21 protein-coding genes are annotated in these 21,462 nt (G+C 38.0%); 10 read left to right on the forward strand and 11 right to left on the reverse strand.

Features of this window, described 5'->3' with window-relative positions; all coding sequences use genetic code 11:
- The first annotated feature begins 17 nt into the window (after window positions 1-17).
- A complete protein-coding gene (locus tag D5018_RS05850) occupies window positions 18-1,079 on the forward strand; it encodes a diacylglycerol/lipid kinase family protein (RefSeq protein WP_121838074.1) in 1,062 nt (353 codons plus the stop codon).
- A 557-nt stretch (window positions 1,080-1,636) separates the two neighbouring features.
- On the opposite strand, the gene pheA is transcribed toward D5018_RS05850, so the two are convergent.
- On the reverse strand, window positions 1,637-2,815 hold the full coding sequence (gene pheA / locus D5018_RS05860; RefSeq protein ID WP_121838076.1) for a prephenate dehydratase: 1,179 nt from the start codon (window positions 2,813-2,815) through the stop codon (window positions 1,637-1,639).
- Window positions 2,816-2,914: 99 nt separating this feature from the next.
- Between pheA and D5018_RS05865 the strand changes: the two genes are divergently transcribed.
- Window positions 2,915-3,511, forward strand: a complete 597-nt coding sequence (locus tag D5018_RS05865) for a class I SAM-dependent methyltransferase (protein ID WP_121838077.1) — start codon at window positions 2,915-2,917, stop codon at window positions 3,509-3,511.
- Here D5018_RS05865 and D5018_RS05870 read toward each other — a convergent pair.
- Window positions 3,474-5,408, reverse strand: a complete 1,935-nt coding sequence (locus tag D5018_RS05870; RefSeq protein WP_165905005.1) for a hypothetical protein — start codon at window positions 5,406-5,408, stop codon at window positions 3,474-3,476. The two genes, D5018_RS05865 and D5018_RS05870, sit on opposite strands and share 38 nt — an antisense overlap.
- Window positions 5,409-5,640: 232 nt before the next feature.
- Between D5018_RS05870 and D5018_RS21640 the strand changes: the two genes are divergently transcribed.
- From D5018_RS21640 to D5018_RS05880, 3 genes are all read left to right on the forward strand, one after another.
- Window positions 5,641-5,784 carry a hypothetical protein gene (locus D5018_RS21640; RefSeq protein WP_165905006.1) on the forward strand — a complete coding sequence of 48 codons (144 nt, stop codon included), beginning with the start codon at window positions 5,641-5,643 and terminating at the stop codon, window positions 5,782-5,784.
- A gap of 330 nt (window positions 5,785-6,114) precedes the next feature.
- Window positions 6,115-7,053: a chemotaxis protein CheV gene (locus D5018_RS05875; RefSeq protein WP_121838079.1), complete on the forward strand. Its 939-nt coding sequence runs from the start codon at window positions 6,115-6,117 to the stop codon at window positions 7,051-7,053.
- Between the two features lie 105 nt (window positions 7,054-7,158).
- Complete coding sequence (locus D5018_RS05880) at window positions 7,159-7,803, forward strand: hypothetical protein (protein ID WP_121838080.1); 645 nt, start codon at window positions 7,159-7,161, stop codon at window positions 7,801-7,803.
- A 408-nt stretch (window positions 7,804-8,211) separates the two neighbouring features.
- On the opposite strand, the gene D5018_RS05885 is transcribed toward D5018_RS05880, so the two are convergent.
- Together D5018_RS05885 and D5018_RS05890 are read right to left on the reverse strand one after the other, a co-directional pair.
- Entirely contained in the window at window positions 8,212-8,706 is a 495-nt protein-coding gene (locus D5018_RS05885) for a hypothetical protein (protein ID WP_121838081.1), read from the reverse strand.
- 134 nt (window positions 8,707-8,840) lie between these two features.
- Window positions 8,841-9,206, reverse strand: a complete 366-nt coding sequence (locus tag D5018_RS05890; RefSeq protein WP_121838082.1) for a DUF2750 domain-containing protein — start codon at window positions 9,204-9,206, stop codon at window positions 8,841-8,843.
- A gap of 78 nt (window positions 9,207-9,284) precedes the next feature.
- Between D5018_RS05890 and D5018_RS05895 the strand changes: the two genes are divergently transcribed.
- Window positions 9,285-10,487 carry a lytic murein transglycosylase gene (locus D5018_RS05895; protein ID WP_121838083.1) on the forward strand — a complete coding sequence of 401 codons (1,203 nt, stop codon included), beginning with the start codon at window positions 9,285-9,287 and terminating at the stop codon, window positions 10,485-10,487.
- A gap of 48 nt (window positions 10,488-10,535) precedes the next feature.
- Here D5018_RS05895 and D5018_RS05900 read toward each other — a convergent pair whose 3' ends face one another.
- The 3 genes from D5018_RS05900 to D5018_RS05910 form a co-directional block, all read right to left on the reverse strand.
- Window positions 10,536-10,955 carry a secondary thiamine-phosphate synthase enzyme YjbQ gene (locus D5018_RS05900; protein ID WP_121838084.1) on the reverse strand — a complete coding sequence of 140 codons (420 nt, stop codon included), beginning with the start codon at window positions 10,953-10,955 and terminating at the stop codon, window positions 10,536-10,538.
- A 12-nt stretch (window positions 10,956-10,967) separates the two neighbouring features.
- Complete coding sequence (locus tag D5018_RS05905; RefSeq protein WP_121838119.1) at window positions 10,968-12,752, reverse strand: DUF3413 domain-containing protein; 1,785 nt, start codon at window positions 12,750-12,752, stop codon at window positions 10,968-10,970.
- Window positions 12,753-12,855: 103 nt separating this feature from the next.
- On the reverse strand, window positions 12,856-13,068 hold the full coding sequence (locus D5018_RS05910) for a YejL family protein (RefSeq protein ID WP_121838085.1): 213 nt from the start codon (window positions 13,066-13,068) through the stop codon (window positions 12,856-12,858).
- Window positions 13,069-13,142: 74 nt separating this feature from the next.
- Between D5018_RS05910 and yejK the strand changes: the two genes are divergently transcribed.
- Complete coding sequence (gene yejK, locus D5018_RS05915; RefSeq protein ID WP_121838086.1) at window positions 13,143-14,174, forward strand: nucleoid-associated protein YejK; 1,032 nt, start codon at window positions 13,143-13,145, stop codon at window positions 14,172-14,174.
- A gap of 5 nt (window positions 14,175-14,179) precedes the next feature.
- Here the strand turns inward: yejK and D5018_RS05920 are convergent, their stop codons facing one another.
- A complete protein-coding gene (locus D5018_RS05920) occupies window positions 14,180-14,686 on the reverse strand; it encodes a hypothetical protein (protein WP_133309244.1) in 507 nt (168 codons plus the stop codon).
- A gap of 376 nt (window positions 14,687-15,062) precedes the next feature.
- On the opposite strand from D5018_RS05920, the gene D5018_RS05925 reads away from it, so the two are divergent.
- Window positions 15,063-16,571 (forward strand): hypothetical protein, encoded by a 1,509-nt coding sequence (locus tag D5018_RS05925; RefSeq protein ID WP_121838088.1) that lies wholly within the window; start codon window positions 15,063-15,065, stop codon window positions 16,569-16,571.
- 77 nt (window positions 16,572-16,648) lie between these two features.
- Here D5018_RS05925 and D5018_RS05930 read toward each other — a convergent pair whose 3' ends face one another.
- Entirely contained in the window at window positions 16,649-17,995 is a 1,347-nt protein-coding gene (locus tag D5018_RS05930) for a dihydroorotase (protein WP_121838089.1), read from the reverse strand.
- Between the two features lie 223 nt (window positions 17,996-18,218).
- On the opposite strand from D5018_RS05930, the gene D5018_RS05935 reads away from it, so the two are divergent.
- Window positions 18,219-19,088 (forward strand): 6-carboxytetrahydropterin synthase, encoded by an 870-nt coding sequence (locus tag D5018_RS05935; RefSeq protein ID WP_121838090.1) that lies wholly within the window; start codon window positions 18,219-18,221, stop codon window positions 19,086-19,088.
- A gap of 26 nt (window positions 19,089-19,114) precedes the next feature.
- Here the strand turns inward: D5018_RS05935 and D5018_RS05940 are convergent, their stop codons facing one another.
- The gene (locus D5018_RS05940) at window positions 19,115-19,888 is read right to left on the reverse strand and encodes a hypothetical protein (RefSeq protein ID WP_121838091.1); all 774 of its coding nucleotides are present in this window, start codon (window positions 19,886-19,888) and stop codon (window positions 19,115-19,117) included.
- Between the two features lie 113 nt (window positions 19,889-20,001).
- Between D5018_RS05940 and D5018_RS05945 the strand changes: the two genes are divergently transcribed.
- Window positions 20,002-20,841 carry a M23 family metallopeptidase gene (locus D5018_RS05945; protein WP_121838092.1) on the forward strand — a complete coding sequence of 280 codons (840 nt, stop codon included), beginning with the start codon at window positions 20,002-20,004 and terminating at the stop codon, window positions 20,839-20,841.
- 59 nt (window positions 20,842-20,900) lie between these two features.
- Here the strand turns inward: D5018_RS05945 and D5018_RS05950 are convergent, their stop codons facing one another.
- Window positions 20,901-21,398 carry a hypothetical protein gene (locus tag D5018_RS05950; RefSeq protein ID WP_121838093.1) on the reverse strand — a complete coding sequence of 166 codons (498 nt, stop codon included), beginning with the start codon at window positions 21,396-21,398 and terminating at the stop codon, window positions 20,901-20,903.
- Window positions 21,399-21,462 lie beyond the last annotated feature (64 nt).

Consider the following 21,462-nt stretch of genomic DNA (forward strand, 5'->3'; position numbering starts at 1 on the left):
ATTTAAGAGGTTATGCTATGACAACATCAATTGGCTCCCCTATAACCCTTAATGCTCCTAAAGATACCATATTTCTAGTAAATCCAAGTGCGAATAAGTCTAAATGTGAGCGATATTTTAATAGTTTTTACGCCTCATACAGCGATACTTCCTCAGAGGATAAAATGTTTTTTTCTACTGAAGGAGAGTCGCTTGGTGATATTGCTGTGAAATTCTTTGAAGAGAATATAGATGTTAAAAATTACACAAATAGTGAACCATTAAGATTCATTGTTGCAGGAGGCGACGGTTCGGTGTCTGAAGTTCTCTCAAAATTTCATAAAAGGTTTTCAGATGTTCCTAATGATCAACGGGCTATTCAAATTGGAATATTGCCATTTGGTACCAATAATGATCTTGCGGGTAGCTTAAATATTCCAAAATTTAACCGTAGAAATTATTCTGCACTAAAAAACTATGTTAACGGAAAGCAAGGAGCACAAATAGGACATTTCGAAGTGTCAGATAGTTACCAGACTCTGTTCGCTTGGGAAGAGTTTGATATGGGGTTAACAGAAAGAACTATGGCATCTTATCAAACTGGGAATCATTGTGTACCGTTTTTACCGTGGATTGCTATAAAGGAAGGTTGGAATTGGCCTAATGTAAGATTGAAAATCCAAAGAGGCGAACAAATTGAGCCAATTTTTGAAGGAAATTATGTTTTTGCTGCAGCATCAACTTGTGGTCGATTTGGCGGTGGATTTAAACTTAATCCAACTATAACTCCTAAATGGGAGTACTCCCAAGGTTCTTCAGCACAACTTATTGTTTATTCTCAACCTCAGTCATCACTCAGTCTTGTTAATAATTTAACTCTGATAAAAAGAATGATCAATCTCAAAACTGGAGAGCATCTTCATCAGTCATGGGGAGTGCAATTACCGCTTGAGCCCAGTGAGTCATACAAGTTTACTCTTAACGAGAGCATGAATGAAACTAGAATGCAAATCGATGGCGAGCTAATTGAATGTAAGTCACAGGTTGAAGTAACTTGGAACCCAAATTCAGTAATTTTAGTTGCTGGTGATAAGCCTTAATAAATTATACCAATTACAGTAATTAACTTCCCGTTCAGCAAGACCTAAAGGCTTTCAGTACAAGGCTCAAGTTTGAAGTACTATCTGGATAATTCAAAAACTTGTAACGTGGTAATGAAAGGCTTTGGCCTTGCCCTCTGGGAGCTTGTATGTGTCCAAATTGCTGCGCAAAATTTTCTCGATGTAGAGTAACTATATCTTCATCAATTTCACTTGTACTTTGAACACATACATAGCTCTGAGCTGTGCATTTAATTACTGTAATTGGTATTAGGGCGTGTTGATCTTTTAGGATTAAATTTTGTGCTATTTGAGCACTTTTCTGTTCAAGGCGTGAACAGTGAAGCTTAGCCATCTAAGTAAGCTGGTCACAACACAGAACAGGAAGTGCTCAAAAGCATCGAAGACAGCGTAAATTGGTCACTTCTGCTGCGTTACCGTTTGTTTATGTGGAATAACCACACTGCACAAACTCTGCCTTGCATAAGATAACCAATTTATCGCTGCAAAAATAATCACGAAAGATCAACACGCCCTAGCTAGTTGTATAACTGTACTTAGTTTATTTTTACCTGAGTTGGTTTTACATTTTCACTTGGGTAACAACCCAGCACCTTTATATGAGTTGTTAACTTAGTTAATTCAGCTAGAGCTTGCTGCATATTTTCATCATTAAGATGTGCTTCCAAGTCGACATAAAACATTTCTTCCCAAGGATTCCCCATTATTGGGCGGGATTCGAGTTTGGTCATGTTAATGCTGAATTTTTGTAACACAAGCAAAGTAGAAACAAGAGAACCCGCTTGTTGAGATGTAGACATGATCAAGGTAGTTTTTGCTGGAATTTGTGAAGATACTTCAACCGGTTTTCGAGCTACGATAATAAAGCGTGTATGATTTTCTGTCTGGTTAGCAATATTGCCTTTGATCGGTTGCAACCCATAAAGCTTCGCTGTTGTTGCGTTACCTATAGCCGCAGTATCTCTCTTGTCTAGCGCTTTTACTTTATTCATAGCATCAACGGTGCTGGAGCAAGAAACTAAATTAATTTTGGGTAAATGGCTTAAAAATTCACTACATTGCTGATATGGCTGAGGGTGAGAATATAAAGTTGTCACTTCTTCGAGCTTGGTTTCTGAAGTAGCGACTAAGCAATGTTCTATCGGCAAAGTTAGCTCACCTACGATATATAACGTGGTATGTTGAAGCTGATCATAAACCTCATTAATCGAACCTGAGCTGGTATTTTCTATTGGTAAAACACCATAATCGGCATGGCCTGATTCAACTGTTTTTATGATTTCTCTAAAGTGTTGGCAATTAAGCTTAATGAGGTCAGTATTTTTGCGACTAAAATATTCTTGGCTGGCAAGGTGGGAATATGAGCCCTTATCACCAAGAAAAGCCACTCTTGCTAATGGCTTACGACAGGTTTCTGGGTTTGCCAAATTTTGTAAGTAGGCTTGCTGAAGCAATACCGAATCTTCAATAATGGTATGAAACAGCTTGGTAATGTATTCAGCATCGAGCTGATATTTATCTTTTCCAGCATTGATTAATTTTACTAAAAGTTGCTGCTCTCGAGCTGCGTCTCGGACAGGTTTGGCTGTTTGTACTTTACTCTTGGCAACTTCAAGACTCATTTTACGGCGCTCAGAAAGTAAACTGAGAAGTTCATCATCAAGTTTATTTAGGCGAAGTCGTATATTATCTAAAGAGTAAGTAGTTTCAGTCATTCCATTTTCTCTAATAATTGCGTATTTACCTTATATTACCCCTCTGATTTTCTGTGAGCCAGTTATACTGTGAAATACCAATACAAAATACTTTAAATCATGAAATTAAACACGTTTGAAAAATTTATTGTGAACAGTTCGGTTAGATTTTGGGTACAAAATCTTATTGAAATGCCTACATTGATGTCGATGTTTGCTCAACCACCTCAATCACCTACTAGTGTATTAGAAATCGGTTGTGGTTATGGCAATGGTATTGAAGTGATAAAACGACATTTAAACCCTGAGCATATTACTGCGATTGATTTTGATGATGAAATGGTAACGGCTACTCGCAAACGTTTTTTAGGTTCAAATCATATCACTATTAAACAGGCCGATGCGGCTCAGTTGCCATTTGAAAATGAGCAATTTGATATGGTGTTTGAGTTTGCCGTTTTTCATCACGTTCCTGATTGGCAAAAAGCAGTACAAGAAGTATATAGAGTGCTTAAACCTAATGGGTATTTTGTTGTTGAAGATTTATATCGCTCAGCCATTTGTAACCCAATTTCTAAACGACTCTTTGAGCATCCACAAACAAATCGATTCGATCACTCTGAACTAGTTGTTCAGTTAGTCGATTCAGGGTTTAAGATAATCGAAGATAAGCATTTCCTTAACTTGCTTGGAGCTGTTGTTGTTCAGAAGATTTGAGGACGGCATTAGCTTTATGGCAAATATCTATGCAACTCACGCCTTGCATTTTACCTTCATCTCTTAATTGTAGGTATTGATGAACCCAAATATTTTCCTTTTTATGCTGTGATTTTGAGATGCGTTTTTGTATCTCACTTTGGAAGTTAAAAGGGTGGTTATTCAACTCTTCAGTAAGGGTTGAAATAATCAGTTCTGGATTAAAACCATGGTGTTTCAATAATTCTAAATGCTCCCATAATTCAAAAATAAGCTTTACATTTTCTTTTAACTTCTGTGGAAGTTCATTTCTTCTGGTGAATTTTCTTGCCTTAAAGAGAGAAAAAGGCTGTACCCTAGCAACCAGGTATTTACGGAGATAATTGGTGCCGTTTATTTGCGATTGCATCTTTATGCATTCTGATATTTTTGGAGGTAGTGTTAGAAGGATCTGATTTTCAAGTATTGTTAATTGCGAAGAAGTTAATAAAGAACAGGGTGTTGTGTGTGTTAGCACGTAATTATAGGTGATGTTTAGTCGTTTTTCTTGCGCTGAAATTCTATGTGTATTCGGCTGTTTTATGTGAACGAGTTCAAGCATACCTTGTTGTGTAGCCAGATACCGTTCTAAAATTGTATTTGCAGATTCTTGGGCTGTTTTAAGTACTTTAGAGGCAGACAATAGACTTTGAATTTGGGGTGTGGGGTTTTCAAGATATATGATTAACCAGCAAGCTTCTATAAAGTATGTAGAACCTGCAATTTTGAATATCTCTTTTAGTAGGTCAACATTATTTTTAATGTTCTTACACTGGTTGAGAAAACACCATAATTGAGATGTATCTATACTTTCGCGTTCAAGAGGAATGAGGTTTGATTCAACCAAACTGATTAATTGCAAAATCATTGAATTTTGCTCATTTGCGACTCTGACTTGATTAAAATCAAATCTAAGTTCATCGTTAACAGGTTGAAATAGTTCGACTTTACAATTTGGTTGCAGCTGTTGAATGATGTTTTGTGATAGCCATTTTGCAGCATTTCTCAAATCAATATTGTTAATATTTGTAAATCGAATTGGAAGATCTTTAAAGGTTACTCTTTGTTTTCCTGTTTCGATGTCTTTTAATTTTTCTTGCCAGCAAGAAAAGTCAAAAATTCTATCGTGTTCGTGAAGAATAAATGCAATAACCAACTCAACGGCTGGTATTTTCACCCCTTTAACTTTTTTAATATTTTCATAAAATTGGCGTACTTGTGTCTCTATTACTTCAGCATTGCACTCTGATTCATTTAATTGATTAAGCAGCTTTAACAATTTAACAATCAGGTGAAGAAGATCATGTTCAAAAAAGGTTGCAGGGCACATATCAAGGCCATCTGCTTTTATCCACGTTGAAGTTGTTACCCCAACTAACCAAATGGGACGGAAAAAAATCAGGTTTAAATCGTCAATATCCAATTCGTTTGTGCAAGGAACAAGAAGATGTTCAGAAGATAGAGCTTTAAGAGCAGGTAAATCTTTTATATTGATTACTCTTGAATAATAGAGGAACTCTAATTGTCGATTAAATTTTTCGTGATCTTGAAACAAACATGGCCAAGGCAATTGCTCAATTAAAGCTAAAGAGCAATATGGCGCATAATGATGAATAACGTCAACATCAAGTTTAGAGTGAAAGTCAGCGTCTTTGCGCAGCCTCTGTTGTTCTGACCAAATATTAAATTTATAATCACTAAAGTTCATAAGTATTTTTGTTTTTTGATAGTCAAGAAAAGACTTATAGTGCAAAAATTGATAGGTAAGTCTAAACGATTCTTGGTATGGAAATCCTTTTTCGGGAAGGGCAACTAGCTTTGTTTTTAATCGAAGCAAAATTACCTTTTCTTCTTCGGCTATAGCTTCATCAATGAGCAAAGTATCCATGCATGCAAGTAATACTGATAATGTTTGCTTCATTGCTGGCATGGGAAAGCTATCTGGGTACTTTTTTGCGCACTCCTGTAATCGAGAAGCTTCATCTGAGGGCATTGTCCGTAACGTTTTTTCGAAATGGGTATCTTCACTGTAATCATGTAATTCTTCTCCATTAGGTAGCAATTTAATTTTAAATTCCGACGATTTTAGGCTTAGAGATGGAGTATGGCGGGTGTACGAAGAACATCTTAGAGTAACTTGGCTGTCTAACTCAGCTCTTTGGGATGCAAAAAAACGCTCCATTTGCGCTTTCAACTGCTCATTTATTTCTGTGATTGGCTCCGCTGGAGGTGCAGATGAAGCTACAGATAAATGAGAAAAGTCTGGGAAGGTCAGTTCTAGATTAAAACCATTTTTGCATACTTGGGTAAGAGCCATGGCTATTTTTCAGAGATGTTTTAATTAAGTATTACTTATTATTACTTATTTATATGAACTTGAGTTTTTTGGGGTATTAATTCTGTTTAATGTAAAAAGAGCTTACATGATGCTGATGATCTTCAGGGTTAATGAGGTAGAAGGGTTGAACAAAATATTAACGCCATCAAATTTGGCTTAAATTTCTTTATAATGATTTCAACAAAGCTTAAGTTTTATCTCTATAATCCGATAACAAAAATAAGATGAGCGAAAAGCAGAGATATAGATGTCGAACGTATTAAATAGTGTCGATCAACGCACCAAATTAGTTGGTAAGAACCGCCTCGAACTCTTATTGTTTAAAATTAATGCAACTCAATTGTTTGCGATTAATGTGTTTAAAGTAAGAGAAGTTGTTAAGCTTCCGAAGCTAAATGCTTTGCCAGGAAGTCACCCTCATATTGAAGGTGTTGCGACAATACGCGGTGTATCCATTCCAGTTATTGATTTACGAAAAGCGATTGGTTTTACTCATTTACCTGAGCATCAACAAGCAAATCTCATTATTACTGAGTATAACAGGACTGTTCAGGGCTTTTTAGTCGGTGATGTTGAACGTATTATAAATATGACATGGGAAGATATCTTGCCTCCACCAAAATCAGTAGGCAAAAGTAGCTACCTTACTGCTATTACACGCATTGATCATCAAGGGAGTAACCGATTAGTATCGATTATCGATGTCGAAAAAGTACTCGCTGAAATTATTCAATATGATGTTTCCGTTTCTCAGGACGTGTTAGATGCTCAACTTGTTGATGAAATGATAGGTCGTAAGGTATTTGTTGTTGATGATTCAGCAACGGCAAGGCATTTGATTATTGAAACGCTAGCGCCACTAGGTATCGAAATCATTGAAGCATCAGACGGCCTTCAAGCACTCACTATGCTAAAAAGATGGCAGCAAGAAGGTAAACATGTCGCTGATGAAATTTTAATGATGATCAGTGATGCTGAAATGCCTGAAATGGACGGTTATAAGTTAGTTCATGAAATTCGTGCTGACGATGCTCTGAAAAATTTGCATGTAGTACTTAATACTTCATTAAGTGGAAGTTTTAATAATGCGTTAGCTGAAAAGGTTGGCTTTAATCGGTTTATTTCTAAGTTCCAACCCGATGCACTGGTTGAGGCTGTACAAGATCGGTTGAGAGAAATTTTATAGGAGCTTAGAAGCATTAAGCTTTGTTCACGAATCAATAAAATTAGTTGCTGCCATTACCTTTCTCTTTAACATGGAGTATGTCTTTTATTCTGTGAGGAATGAGTGATGGCAAATAAACTTCTTAAGTTGTCATTTCTTACGATGGCATGCCTGTTCTCAAAAGTGACATTAGCCCAACAAATTTGTTTAGGAGACCCCGGAACTCCAGCCAAGCTTGGAGATGGTACAAAATCAAACCCGTATAAGCTGGTATTAGGCTATGACTTTTGTGATATCACTTTAGTAAATAAAGCCGATGAAGATCCAAGTGCTAAAAATAAATCTTATCCTGAAGATAGCATTTATTTTCAATACGATTATAGCGATATTCCATACACCTCTCTTGGTGGAAATGCACTGACAGTGAGTATGGTCGTTAATGAGAAAAGCAGTGCTGAGTTCTCAGTTGTACAAGAAACGCCAAATGCAAAATGCGCACTAGCCGAAGACAATCAGCCAGAAAAAGAATCAGGGTATAAATATAAGTATTACGATGGAGGGTGCATTTATACCAAGCCGGAGAATGAAGGGAATGATTTCTCTGGTAGTATTGTTTTTAAAGTTAGCATTAGCAAGTCGCAGAAAATCAAACGCTTTATTGATAAAAATGGAAATTTAGAAAAAGGCCCACATGGAGGTTTATTAGGGGCAGGAGTCATTGAATTTAAATGGGTTACGCCTCCTCAATACTCAAACTTTTTTATAAAATAATATAACGATAATCTGGCGTAAATAACTTCAGAGTGAATCTATACTCGTGATACCTGAAGATGCAGGATTTCAGCGAGAATTAACTGCCATTTAGGCAAGACACTTATCCGCAGTAATAGTCAATCTATTTCAAGGGTAAGTAACGCAGTATAAATGGCAGTTAAACTCGCACTGCGTGGGCTTTTTAGCGTTGATTCTTCTTTGTTGTGAAAGCTTGAATTAGCCCGCTAGTTCTGCACTTTCACGCCTCGAATAATGCAACGCTAAATAAGCCCTGAAAGTTGCATCTTCAGGTTTCACGAGTATATACCGTGGTGGTTTTAAGTTATTGACTGTAAAAAATTGACACAGGCTTTCATTATGATGGAAAGCCTGTTTTTTTATAACATCATCCTTGTAGTAATAATTTTATTCAGCACTAAATTGGTAAGGATTGGGCGATTTCCCATAAAATATGAATGCACTAAAATCAGCATGCTCGAGTGGACCTGATTTATCCGTGCTTATGGTCATTAGCCACTTACCAGATGCCATGGTTGAGATTGAATAATATTCGTAATTTGAAGCCGTACCCTTATATTTAGCTGATAGGGTTTGAGGGAATAAAGAGGATAAGCGAACTTGCTTTTCAAGGTGACCATCAATGGTTCCTCGACCACCATTGTCATCATAAGATAATTTAAACACTCCCATCGCTAAAGCTGAATTTTGGTAGATAAAATAAGTGGTTGAACTTTCAGGAAACTTTAGATCACAAAATCTGGTATTGTTTTTAATCACATAAGGAGAATTTTGAGTGCCGTTACCTTGAATGTCTGAAATACAGGGAAGTGAAGACGCTAATATCGAGGCACTAGTCATGCTACCGACAAGCATGGTGCCTAATAACATTGAATGTTTCATCGCGCTGATCTCTATTGTAAATAGAACGATTAGTATATCCCTCGATGATTAAATAAAGATGTCCCTTAGGTTAATTATATTTTGGCTAATTCAGATTATAAAAAAGCCGACTCAAAGATCGGCTTAAAGAAGTGTTAGTGCTCTTCGGCTTCAATTTCAACTAAATGTTTTGCAAGTTCAATAGGGTCGATTTCATGGCAGTCACCATCTAATATCCAATCAACGCCCATAAGAACACCATCATTGTTGAGGTCATCTACCCAGATCTCAAGATATTCACGAATACTAATTGCAGCAGGCTTATAGCCAGACCACTCTTCAATACAGTGTTTGTTAGCTTCTTCTTCTGAAGACCATACAGGCATGACGTCAGTTTCTTCATACTCAGATGAGTCACATACGACCCAGCCCTCACCAGTTTCATCAAGTAATGCCCAAAATAACTGCGATTCTTCTATGTTATTAATAAAAGCCGTCAGGGTTGGTGTGATTTCTGTCATAATGTGTTCTCAAAGGTAATTGAATTAAGGCATTATAAAGCCAAGTTATAAGAACGGGAAATCTAGGAGCAATTTTTTATGAATAAGACGAGCCTATTAGCATTTTGCCTCTTATTTAGCTCAACTGTAGCGAGCGCTCAAGATACAGAGTTTTATCAATGTCTGTCTAATTTAAAGCTGAAAGCTAAGGCAGAGGGCATAAGCGAAGCAACTATTGCTGATTCTTTAAATCGAGTAAAGCCAAGACCCAAAGTCGTTAAGCTTGATAAAAATCAACCTGAATTTAGCGCCACCTTTGAAAATTATTTTAACCGCAGGGTGAACGCTTGGCGGATCAGTAAAGGTCAAAAGTTGTGGCGAAAGCATCGTAAGTTACTGAATCAACTTACGGTTAAGTATGGTATTCCTGGGCAGTATATTCTCGCATTCTGGGGCCTAGAGACTAATTTCGGTGGTTACAAAGGTAAGATGCCGATTATTGATTCATTAGTGACCCTTGCCTGTAAACCAAGACGTGGGAAATATTTTACTCAAGAACTCATTCAGGCATTAAAAATCAAACAAAAGAATGGCTTCAGTTACGAAAAAATGAAAGGCTCATGGGCAGGGGCAATGGGGCACACTCAGTTTATGCCAACGGCTTATGCTAAATACGCAGTAGATGGTGACGGAGACGGAAAAGCAGATTTATGGAATAGTGAAATTGATGCACTAACGTCGGCTGCTAACTTTTTGCAGCATTTAGGTTGGACTCGAGGTGAGCGTTGGGGCAGAGAAGTGAAATTACCTCAGGGCTTTGACTTTAGCCCTATCGGCGAGCAACAAGACTACCAGTTGAAGAAGTGGCAACAGCTTGGTGTAACCATGGCTGATGGACGTCCTTTATCGGTTGCGAGTATGAAAGCAAAACTTTACTTACCATCAGGGCATACAGGGCCAGCTTTTTTAGCTTACAGTAACTTTAATACCATTATGCGTTGGAATAACAGTGTTTTTTATGCTATCTCAGTCGGCCATCTTGCTGATCGAATTGCTGGTGGCACTCGTTTAGTTGTTCAACCACCTAAATTACCAAGAATTCCAAGAGGTGACTTAAAAGCTATGCAGAAGTCATTAAATGCTTTGGGGTATGACACAGGAAAACCGGATGGGATTGTTGGCTCACGCACGATTCTTGCGATACAAAAATTCCAGAAAAAGAAAGGGTTAGTTGCTGATGGTTACCCGAATGAGGAAGTGTTAAACCTATTAGTGAAAAAACGCGAGAATTTAAAAAGTTAATGGGTACTGTTTGTGTGAGAGTATAGCAATACTCTCACACAACTGAACTTACTCTCCGTGTAAAGTTGCAACCAGAGTTCTACTACCACCGTGATTCCTGTGTTCCCCAAGGTATATTCCTTGCCACATTCCCATGTTCAAGCGTCCTTTTGAAATTGGAATAGTCACATTATTACCTAATAGGCTGGCTTTAAGGTGAGCAGGCATATCGTCACTACCTTCATAAGTGTGGCGGTAATAAGTCTCATTTTCAGGGACATGATGGTTAAAGTAACTCTCAAAATCTTGCCTAACTGTCGGATCGGCATTTTCATTAATGGTTAAAGAAGCCGAAGTATGTTGAATAAATATATTCAGCAATCCGACTTCGAAATGCTTTAACTCCGGAAGTTGAGCTACTACTTCTTCAGTTATTAAATGAAAGCCTCGTTTCTGGGGGGAGATTGAAAAGCGCTTTTGTACCCACATCTTATATCAATCCTAATTGTTGTATAGTCGACGACCTTCACGCATCACTTGTATCAATTCTGGTGCGCTCATTTTCTTTTTTAACCGATATTTGAACTCAGGATCATAGATACGATACTTCCCATGACGATCAATAACGGTAGTTTCATTTTTTTGGTAGATGGCAAAAATACGCTGATCACCCACATATACCCAATTATAGTCGCTTGGACTAAGTAGCGTGCTGCCACTACTGTAATCTGACACAGGGTTAGTGCAACCGAATACTTGAGTTAGCATTGTTGGTACAAAATCATAGTGACTCGTGCGGTAATTGATAACTTTACTGCCAGAATTAGGCAGATGCATGATAAGTGGTACATTGACGTTATCAGGTGACAACAAATCCTTATAATTATTATCGTTAATCTTTAACACGTTACCATTAATTCCAGCAATTACTACAAGGGTGTTTTTAGGCAGGCTTTCTACCAGCATTTCGATTTGTTTATCCACAAAGTAGGCAGACTGCCGATACTGATTAAACAGGACTCGTTGTGCAGGTGAGTAATCTTTAGGGGTTTTAATGGTTTTGATACCTAAAAAACCTACAGGCGTATCGTAAGTTGACGTCGAATCCAATGTTATGACCGAAAACCAAGGTTTAGATTGGTGATGTTGCCACTTCTGGAAAGATTCTATTTTATCGAGATCAGAAACCGTGCTGTTAGCATGAGGGCGAGCAAAGGTTTTCTCAAAATCGGCAAACATGGCCTTAGGTTGTGTGTAGTTCAGTTGGGTTTTAGTAGAAAAAAATTCTAGATTGTAACCTTTTTTCTTTAACTCCCGAGTAAAAATTGGGCTGGTGTAGTTAAAGGCTGCATTATCCATATAGCTGGTTTGTAGTGAATACAAAAGCGAAAACATGCTGCTATTGAACTGTGTCCCACCGGTAAGGTGGTTGTTAAACGAGATGTTTTTTTGAGCATATTGACTCAAAAACGGCATAGTTTCGTTATTGACAACATCACTGCGCAAACTCTTCACAGCGATCATTAAAATATTGGGTGTGCTGTTGGCTTGACACTGAAGCGGTGACATTGGGTAGCTTAATACTTTTTCACCTTGCGGACGTTTTACTTGTGTAGGGCGTTCAAAGCCGTGGCTTTCCATAAAGGTCTTAGCCGTTGCAGGATAAGATACAGGGTAGGCATCATCGTAACGGGTAATATCAATATAGTTCGTAGCATCAGCCCAAATATGAATTAAATGACTGCTGATGAAAGCGGCTCCAACAACAAAGAGTACTTTAGGGCCATAATTTTTCCTTTGGATTTTTACAATACGTTTCCAAAGAAAATTAGAGAGAGTTAATTGGAAAATTAATATTGCTATCGGGATGGCAAGATACGAGGTACTTTGTACTAAGGAACTAATATCTCCCCATGCTAACTCAAAAGCAAAGGGGCTTAGATGCAACCCATAATCTTCAAATACTATAGTGTCGTATATTAACGTGCACAGACCTAGTGTTGCGATAACAGCTGCAAACCCTCTTAATATTCGAGAGTAGGGTAGAAAGATCGTTATCGGGAAAATAAATACTAGATAAACGATAAAGGCCAAAAAGGTAAATTGGCCTAAAGTATAAAGTGAAAGGTAAGCTACGCTGATAAAAGTTTCAGGCTCTCCAATGCTAGCGATATAACTCCAGCCAACCATCATGGCTAACAGGCCATTTATAAATGCAAACCAGTGTCCCCAATTGATGAGGTTTGACACTTTGTCACGTCCAAGTTGTTTTTTTCTTTCAAAAATATCTGCTTGCATTCAAGTATGGCCTGTTAAATGTTGCCTAAGTTGTTATAGCATAAACTCATAGATTATACTCGAGGTTCATGTTACCACGAGTATAAAAACTCTATTTTGTTGACTGAGTTAAGGCTTTAGCAAATTGCTCAGTAATTGATGCTCTTGCTGCTTCTGGAATTTTAGTTTGTAATAAATGAGATACGCAGTTTCCTAACACCATTAAGCTTAAATCGGTTGAGGATTCATGCTTTTCAAGTACTGCTAATACCTCAGCAATAAGGGATTCAACTTGCTGATTATCGTATTTTGATTTAATAGCCATAAAAATGTTTCACAAAGAAAAGAATTAGCAGCATATAATACCCAAAATTTACCTGACTATCACTACAAAGCCTTATGACAATTACCATCGACCAAGCGATTATTCACGAAATTACTCAAAACAATGAAGGTAAGCTTTCTTGCCGATTACGTCCACAGCCGCTTCTAAATGGCCAAGCGGTAGAAGTGATGTTAGAAGAGTTGCATCAGACCTATACCAGTAAAGCAGGGAAGGGCTTCGGACACTTTGGTGTGCCAGAAGGTAGTGATGCCGAGGCAAATGATGCTTTTTCAAATGCTTTGGATGAATATCGTTCTGGGGATCTAGGTTTTGTTGAGTTTTCTGGAAAAGCTGGAAAGTTATTGCAAGATGAACTTGCTAAATATGACTTCAGCCAAGGTGGTTTTTTGTTGATGGCCTGTTACACCAGCTTAGCCAGTGAATTTTTATTTGTAGCTTTGCTTAATGCTAAATCTTCAATGACAGTATTAGATGACATGGAGCTGACTCAAAATAATCACCTCGATTTAAACAATCTTCAGTTAGCGGCAAGAATTGATTTAACTGAGCTTCAAGCTGAGCCGGATTCAAAAAAATACATTTCCTTTATTCGTGGTAGAGCAGGGCGTAAGGTTGCCGACTTCTTCTTAGACTTCATGGGTTGCGTTGAAGGTGTAAATACCAAAGTTCAGAATAAGAACTTGATGAATGCCGTCGAGGATTTTGTTGCGGGTAATGAGCTTACAAAGGAAGAGCGTCAAGAAGTACGTGAAAAAGTGTTCGACTTTTGTAAAGAGCGTAGCGATGAAGGCTTAGACATTGATTTAAAATCTTTGGCAGATGAAATAACCGAAGATGGCATGGATTCATTTTATGATTTCGCCAATACAGGTGATTACGAGCTGGATGATGAGTTTCCCGCCGATAAAGCAACGCTTCGTCAACTCAAAAAGTTCTCAGGAACAGGTGGAGGTGTGAGCTTAAGTTTTGATGGTAATCATCTAGGTGAGCGTGTCATTTACGACCCTGTATCCAATACCATTTTAATTAAAGGTGTGCCTGCGAACTTGAAAGATCAGTTAGATAGACGATTGAAAGGCGAGTAGCATTCTTACGGCTCTGGATCCTTCAGAGCCATTTTCTGGTTGCGATGATTGAAGTTGTTATCAATACCAAGAATATATTTTAAAGCGTCTTCTGCTCCCTTTTTACTATAAATAGTCGCTGTATCCACCTCATCAGAAAAACGAATAGAAAAATCTTTTTGGGAGTGATACAAAATCGGATCCATATCGTCCCACACGAATGGAGCTTTTACCCATTGCCCACCTATACATTGACTCTTCAGATTTGCTGCCACATTGTCAGCTAATGCTGATAGATGCAAAAATCGGAATTTTTGGGAGTTGCAAGGCTTGGCTTCAGTATAAGTGAAGACACAATTTTTATGTTCAATATTACAGCGAAAAACCAAAGCACGATTTGATGCTTTAACAGGAGTAGATGTTGCTGTGAGAATGTATCCTTCAGACGAAACTTCCCAGTCACCAAAATGCTTAATTGTTTGTGCTGCCATGACTGGATTGCTTAATGCTGCAATAAGCAATAGTGGTTTCATTTTATTTTCCCTTGATGCGCTTTTATAGACCCTAAGGAAAATAGTATCGCCAAAATACTTAATCCAAGCTGAAGTTAATGCTTGGTATAAATCTAATTGGGTTCGGTCACAAGTATGTGTTGATGCATTAACCTCAATCAAATACCCATCTTTCATCAAGCTGCGTGTTGAAAATCCACTTACCATCAGATATATGGTTTTTGTTTAGCCAAGTGCTAATCAAGGTTGGTTCACAAGTTTCGCTGTAAACTGCGCACAGTTATAGTGGTTGTGAAGGTTACTCAGTATGAACAAATGATCATTTTCAAAGGTGATTAAATTAATAGTGACTTACTAAGCTAAATATGTCTTGTTTTAGATTAGGTGTTTATTCTCTATGTCTATGTTTGCAGTTGAATCTCCGCTTGCTAGTACTTATGTTGACGCAGTTGTGCCGCCAGCAAAAGCCTCTAGTCAAATAAAGTCACTATTTACTTGCGAACGTTTCATTGATCTTACCAGATATGCAGAAGGGGTAGAGCAGCTTAAAAGTGCGCTCTGCGAACTGTATCACGAATACGTATTTGAAGTAGAAAAAGCCATTAATCACAACTGGAATGATCACGTTTTGAAATCAGCGAGTGCTGAAAATGCCATTTTGCTTTTATATCTAAACGGAACACTCGACGAAGTGGGTTATATCAATGCCGTTATAGTGGTTAAAGCCTTTCAGCAGTTTGGTTTATCTGAAAGTAAAACAGAGCATGACATTCCTTGTAATTCTTGTGAGGTCATTGATTTATCTTTAGATGAAAATGCTTCAGACAAAGATCGGATCTTGGCTATTTCAGAGTGGAGAGAAAGCGAAACAACGCAAAAAGAACTCGATTTTGCCAAGGTATTAAAGAATGCAAAACAAGATGGTGCTTTTGTTTTGAAAGTAGAACTTAGTGATGTGCCTATTAATCTAGAGCGTAGTGCTAACAACGAAAAGTTAACAAGTGCAATACATCAAATTGAAATATACAAAGATGCTCCGCAAGGTGTAGTTTTTTGGGATGAGGAAGCAAACACACTCTATATTCCTTTATTTGATGTTATGCAAGAAGCTATAAACCTAGAAGAATTCCCTATCCGTCCAACTCCCATTTTCGGTACTACATCAGCTGATGATTTAGCAGAACTTAGAGCTAAAGGAAAGCACCCAGTAATATTAACCAATGACTCAATTTTAAATAACTTCCATGATGTACATGGTAGGTTTGCGTCTAGGTTATTTCCACTTCTCCATGATGTTCAGCACACCATCTATTTAAGTAGAATTCCCGACGATTGGAAAACTTTTTTACTCTACTTGGATTCTGTAAATCAGCAAATAATAAAAACAAGGGGAAATGAAGAATATGATGATGTAAAAGTTAAATTGGAAAGTTTTTTTACTCGAATTTCCCCTTTTTTACAGAATAACAATGTTGCTGGTCTTGGTTCCCAAGAGTTAAGTGAACTTTTACTTACCCGTTTAAATTCGAAAGAATTTTTGGCGTTCATGGAGTCATATCAAGTAGAAAGATGCCTTCTTGATCAAGATATTGAAATAAGCGATCCCAAATATATGGGTGCAGCGGTTGCTTCCTTGTTTGAAAGATTTTGTTTTCAACTGGGCTCTGAACTGGCACAAGATGAGCTTTTACTGGTATGTGTTTATTTGGATTTCTTAAGCAACCAAAATAAGGAGAGTTTAGAAAAATTTAAGCAGCCATTTGAATTGTATTTAAAAGTAAAAAATCACCATATTAAGCTGCAAATGGAAAGATACTTTGTTGTTGATAAACATTTAAAACAAGCAGTTGAGATTACTGAATTTGAGTTGAAACTTATGTCATATTTATTAGAAGATATTCAATGATAAGTTGTGAGCAATTAAAAATGCTGACCCTGTTTTTGCAATATAAAGGCTGGAATCCCAGCCTTTATAATTTATGATTACCTATCAAATACCAATCTCTCACCAAATTGTTTGTTGATGATACGTTCGCCATCAAACATATGGTTACCATTCACCCATGTACCGATGACGCTTGATTGGAAAGTGTAACCGTTAAATGGTGACCAACCACAGTGATAGCGGATGTTTTCTTTAGTCACTGTATGAGGCTTATTAAGGTCAAGCAGCGCCAAATCAGCAATGTAACCTTCGCGTAAATAACCACGGTCTTTTAATTGATAGCGTTCTGCAACAGCGTGACTGGTTTTTTGTACGATTTTCTCAAGGCTGAAATTACCATTGTGATAATGCTCAAGTACAGAAACTAGAGCATGTTGAACTAATGGTAAACCTGACGGCGCTTTAAAATAACTTTCGTTTTGCTTTTCATCCCATGTATGTGGAGCATGGTCAGTAGCGATAATATCAATCACATCATCTTGAACCGCTTTAATGAGTGCAAGTTGATCGCTGGCTTTCTTAACCGCGGGGTTACACTTAATTAAGCTGCCAAGGGTGTCGTAATCTTTATCGTTGAAGAATAAGTGGTGAACACATACTTCGGCAGTGATGTTAGCGCCTTTTAGGTCGGCAAGCTGTTTGTTCTTTTGGAATAAGTAAAGTTCATCAGCCGTAGTTAAGTGAAGAACATGCAAACGAGACTTATGCTTAATCGCTAATTCAGTCGCTAATTTTGATGATGCTAAACAAGCTTCACGTGAGCGGATTTCACCGTGAAGATTCATCGGAATATTATCACCATATTTAGCTCGATATTCTTCTTCTAACGCTGAAATCATTGGTGTATTTTCACAGTGAGTCGCAATAACGGTAGGCGCATTGGCAAAAATGGCGTTTAGCGTATCTTCGTTATCAACCAGCATATTACCAGTTGATGCACCCATGAAAATTTTAATACCACAGGCTTGATTTGGGTTTAGGTTTTTAATCACCTCTAGGTTGTCATTAGTAGCACCTAAATAGAAACTGTAGTTGGCAAGAGAACCCTTTGAGGCGCGAACGTACTTATCTTCTAATGCTTCTAACGTGGTGGTTTGAGGGTTTACATTTGGCATTTCCATGAAGCTGGTGATACCGCCTGCAACGGCTGCACGTGATTCACTGGCGATGGTTCCTTTATTTGGAAAACCTGGCTCTCTAAAGTGAACCTGATCATCGATCATTCCTGGAATTAAGTGGTTACCATTAGCATCAACGACTTTAGCATCAGCAGGAGCCGTAATTTGGCGATCGATACGGCTAATGCGACCATTTTCAATTAAAACATCCTGAGTAGATATTTTACCTTCATTGACCAGTTGAGCATTACAGATAAGCGTTTTCATAGGGCACCTTATTGATGGGCTAATATGCACAATATCATACAACATTTCAGTGAATTATGTGCGCCAAATCACAGCATTTGATGTTTAAAATTCTTCACTCGCCACCAAGATAAAACTTGAGTAAAATACTCAGTTCTTTAAAGTTATATGGCCTATTGGCTTTCGCCGATGGGGCTAATCCGAAAGGATAAATGGTGGACTGTTTATCTGCCGAGGAGTGTTGATGTTACTGTTTGTAAATGACTTAACTGTCATTGATTTTTCATATTTGTGCGCTGAGCGCGGTATGGTTGGCGAGAGCTGGATCGTCGATGTTGTGCTTGAAGGTGGACTTGACGATCAAAATATGGTCTTAGACTTTGCCAAGGTAAAGAAAACCATTAAGCGAACCATTGATGATGTATTAGATCACCGCCTTGCGGTGCCTTCTTTGTCTCATGCGACTTCATATCAAGTTCAAGATGATGATACCGTTCGAGTTGATTTTAACTCGCAAAAAGGCAGTATCCATTTACGTTGCCCTGAACAAGCGTTTACGTCTATCGATACAAATGTAATCGATCTCGCAGCAACCATTCAGTTTTTAAATAATGAATTAAAGAAAGTTCTTCCAGATAATGTATTGAATATCGAGTTAACGTTACGTGCTGAGGAACTCAATCGTCCTTATTATCATTACAGTCATGGTCTGAAAAAACACGATGGAAACTGTCAGCGTATTGCCCATGGTCATCGCAGCCCAATTTCAGTATTTATTGATGGCGAAGAATCACAACAATGGAATGAATATTGGGCGAAGCGTTGGCAAGATATTTATTTAGGCAGTGAAGAAGATCTGGTTCAGCTTGCAGATTTAGATGTGAATAGCAAAGGCATTTCTGATGAAAGTCATTTTGCTTTTAAATATCAAGCACCACAAGGTGAATTTCAGTTAGCTATTTCTAAAGAAGTTTGCGACATCATTCCTCACGATACTACTGTAGAGCTTCTGGCAGATTTTGTTGCTAATCATGTAGCCAACGAGATACAAGATTCAAAAGTATTGGTTAAAGCCTATGAAGGTGTTGGCAAAGGTGCGATTGCAAAAGTATGAGTGTTGTTCACCAGCAAAGTGGTAGCTTAACTCAGAAAAGGAGTTAAGCTGCCACTTTCTGAGTCGTAACAGAAGCATGGAAAGTCTTGTCGTAGCTTCTCTTTTACCATAGTTCTGAAAGTCTTAAGTTGCATGCTCACTTTATTGCTTTCAGCTTTGGATTGATAACTTTGGAATTCTACAACAACGCCAAGAATTGAATCTTCGTTATAAGTGACAGTAAGCTCGTTGTGTTTTAAGCCTTTATCAATAGGTTGTTCTATATAATCTAGAAATTCGCTGTATGTTTCATAAAATTTAATAATGTGATTGTGTATTTCATTTTTGTCGCTTACGGGAGTAAGTCGCAAGTATTCCCCCGCATACTGGGTTTCTAAGTCGAAGCATTCTGTATTTTCATTATAAGCTCGGTAGTTGTGTTCTGATGTCATCCACTTGACTATTCGCTCATTGGAGTCAACACGACAAGTGAAGACCCAGTCCCCCCAAAAGCGCTTTATCTCGCTTTTGTGTATGTTTAAAATAAAACCAATATTTTTATACGGTGGAACATTAGCGCCACTTTTTATCAAGCTTGTACAGCAAGATTGCATGTAACCCATAGTCAATAATTCATCCAACTCTTGCTCAGTTTTTGCGAAAGGAGAAAATTGATCTTCATTTTCGCCACCACATAACATCCTTATTAAGCAGCCCTGGTTTTCGAACTGTTTCAGTGTATATAGATACTCAGTTTGGGTCTTAGGCAAAGCTTGAGGAGGAGGCAAATATTGAAGAGGTACACTAACTACAAGAGACATATAAATACTATTTACTGAATTTTATACTGTATTTTAACCATCGTTTGCTTGCAATTTACTGAATGATAGACTGTAAAATGCGTTGTAATTTTAACCAATTGAGCTAATTACTTATGAAAAAGCTAACTATTCACCTTTTCCTCCTATTCTCAATTCTGTGTGGGTGTTCGAATGTGGTATCAGCTAATACTGATATAAAACTCTTTGGTAAATTTGAACAAGGCACATTATTGAAAGGTTTGGTGCCGCCGGGTGCAACATTGGAACTTAATGGTCAAGCTGTTCGAGTGTCAAATTCGGGTAAATTCGTAATTGGTTTTGAACGAGAAGCCGATTTAACTAACAAGCTAGTAGTTACTTTAAATGACGGTACACAGCAATCCCGAATTATAAAACTGGCACCCAAACAATATCGAATTCAGCGAGTGAACGGTATTGCTAAGAAAATCATGAAGCCCGATCCTAAAGCCGTCGCCCGTTCTAAAAAAGACAGTCAACAAGTACGAACAGCTAGAAATATAGATTCAGACTTAGATGGTATTTTCACTCGATTTATCTGGCCTGCGAAAGGACCAATTTCAGGCGTTTATGGCAGTCAACGAGTTTACAATGGCGTCCCCGGTCGCCCACATTATGGAGTAGATGTTGCTAAGCCAACAGGTACCCCTGTAGTAGCACCAGCCAATGGAGTTATAACCTTAGCTGTTCCAGATATGTTTTATTCAGGTGGAACAATTATTATTGATCATGGCTACGGTGTAAGCTCTAGCATGTTGCATTTGAGTAAGTTAGATGTAGTTAAAGGTCAATCCGTAAAACAAGGGCAAAAGGTTGGAGAAATAGGTTCAACTGGGCGTTCAACAGGTCCGCATTTAGATTGGCGAATTAACTGGTATCAAATGCGTCTTGATCCCACCACCATTGTGCCTTCGATGAAAGAAGCAATGAAGTGAGTTCATTGATTTGAATAATGAGAGTGTTGAAACACTCTCATTTTATTTGGCTAAACCGACTATTCAGCAACCACACTAAATACTCTGCCATCTTCTCTCAAAATACAACGAGCCCCATTTAACTCAATAACTCTTGTTTCTGGATCTCCCGGTCCATGAGCGGCAATATAAACTAAACAAACTGGAGCAGGGTGTTCATGCTTATCGCCACTTTTAGGCTGATAGGCCATTGAAAACAGTAATCCTGTATCAAAATCTTCATTGTCCCCAAGTTGTTGTCCAGTGTTCAATCCTTGTGTTGGCGTAATGAGTGTTCCTGTGACTTCTTGTTTATCTTGGCTTGGATCCGTTCCCGGTTCGGTTTGGTTTAAAGGTGAGCACTGGTCATCTAAATCAACAATGTTGGCAATCTGATTAACATGCTCGGCTCTCACGACCCAATTACCGTGTTTGCTGGTAAATGTCATCTGAGTATGAGCGTTACAAGGTAAATCTGAAGCGAATAAATTTAGGGAGAATAGAGCGAATGGCAATGCCATCCAAATTAAGCGTTTCATCGATATGTCCTCTCAAAATTATTGGCAAGGCCTAATGAACCCTGCTTATAGTCTTTGAGAGGCA

This window comes from Parashewanella curva (assembly GCF_003675895.1).
In the GTDB taxonomy this organism is placed as follows: Bacteria; Pseudomonadota; Gammaproteobacteria; order Enterobacterales; family Shewanellaceae; genus Parashewanella; species Parashewanella curva.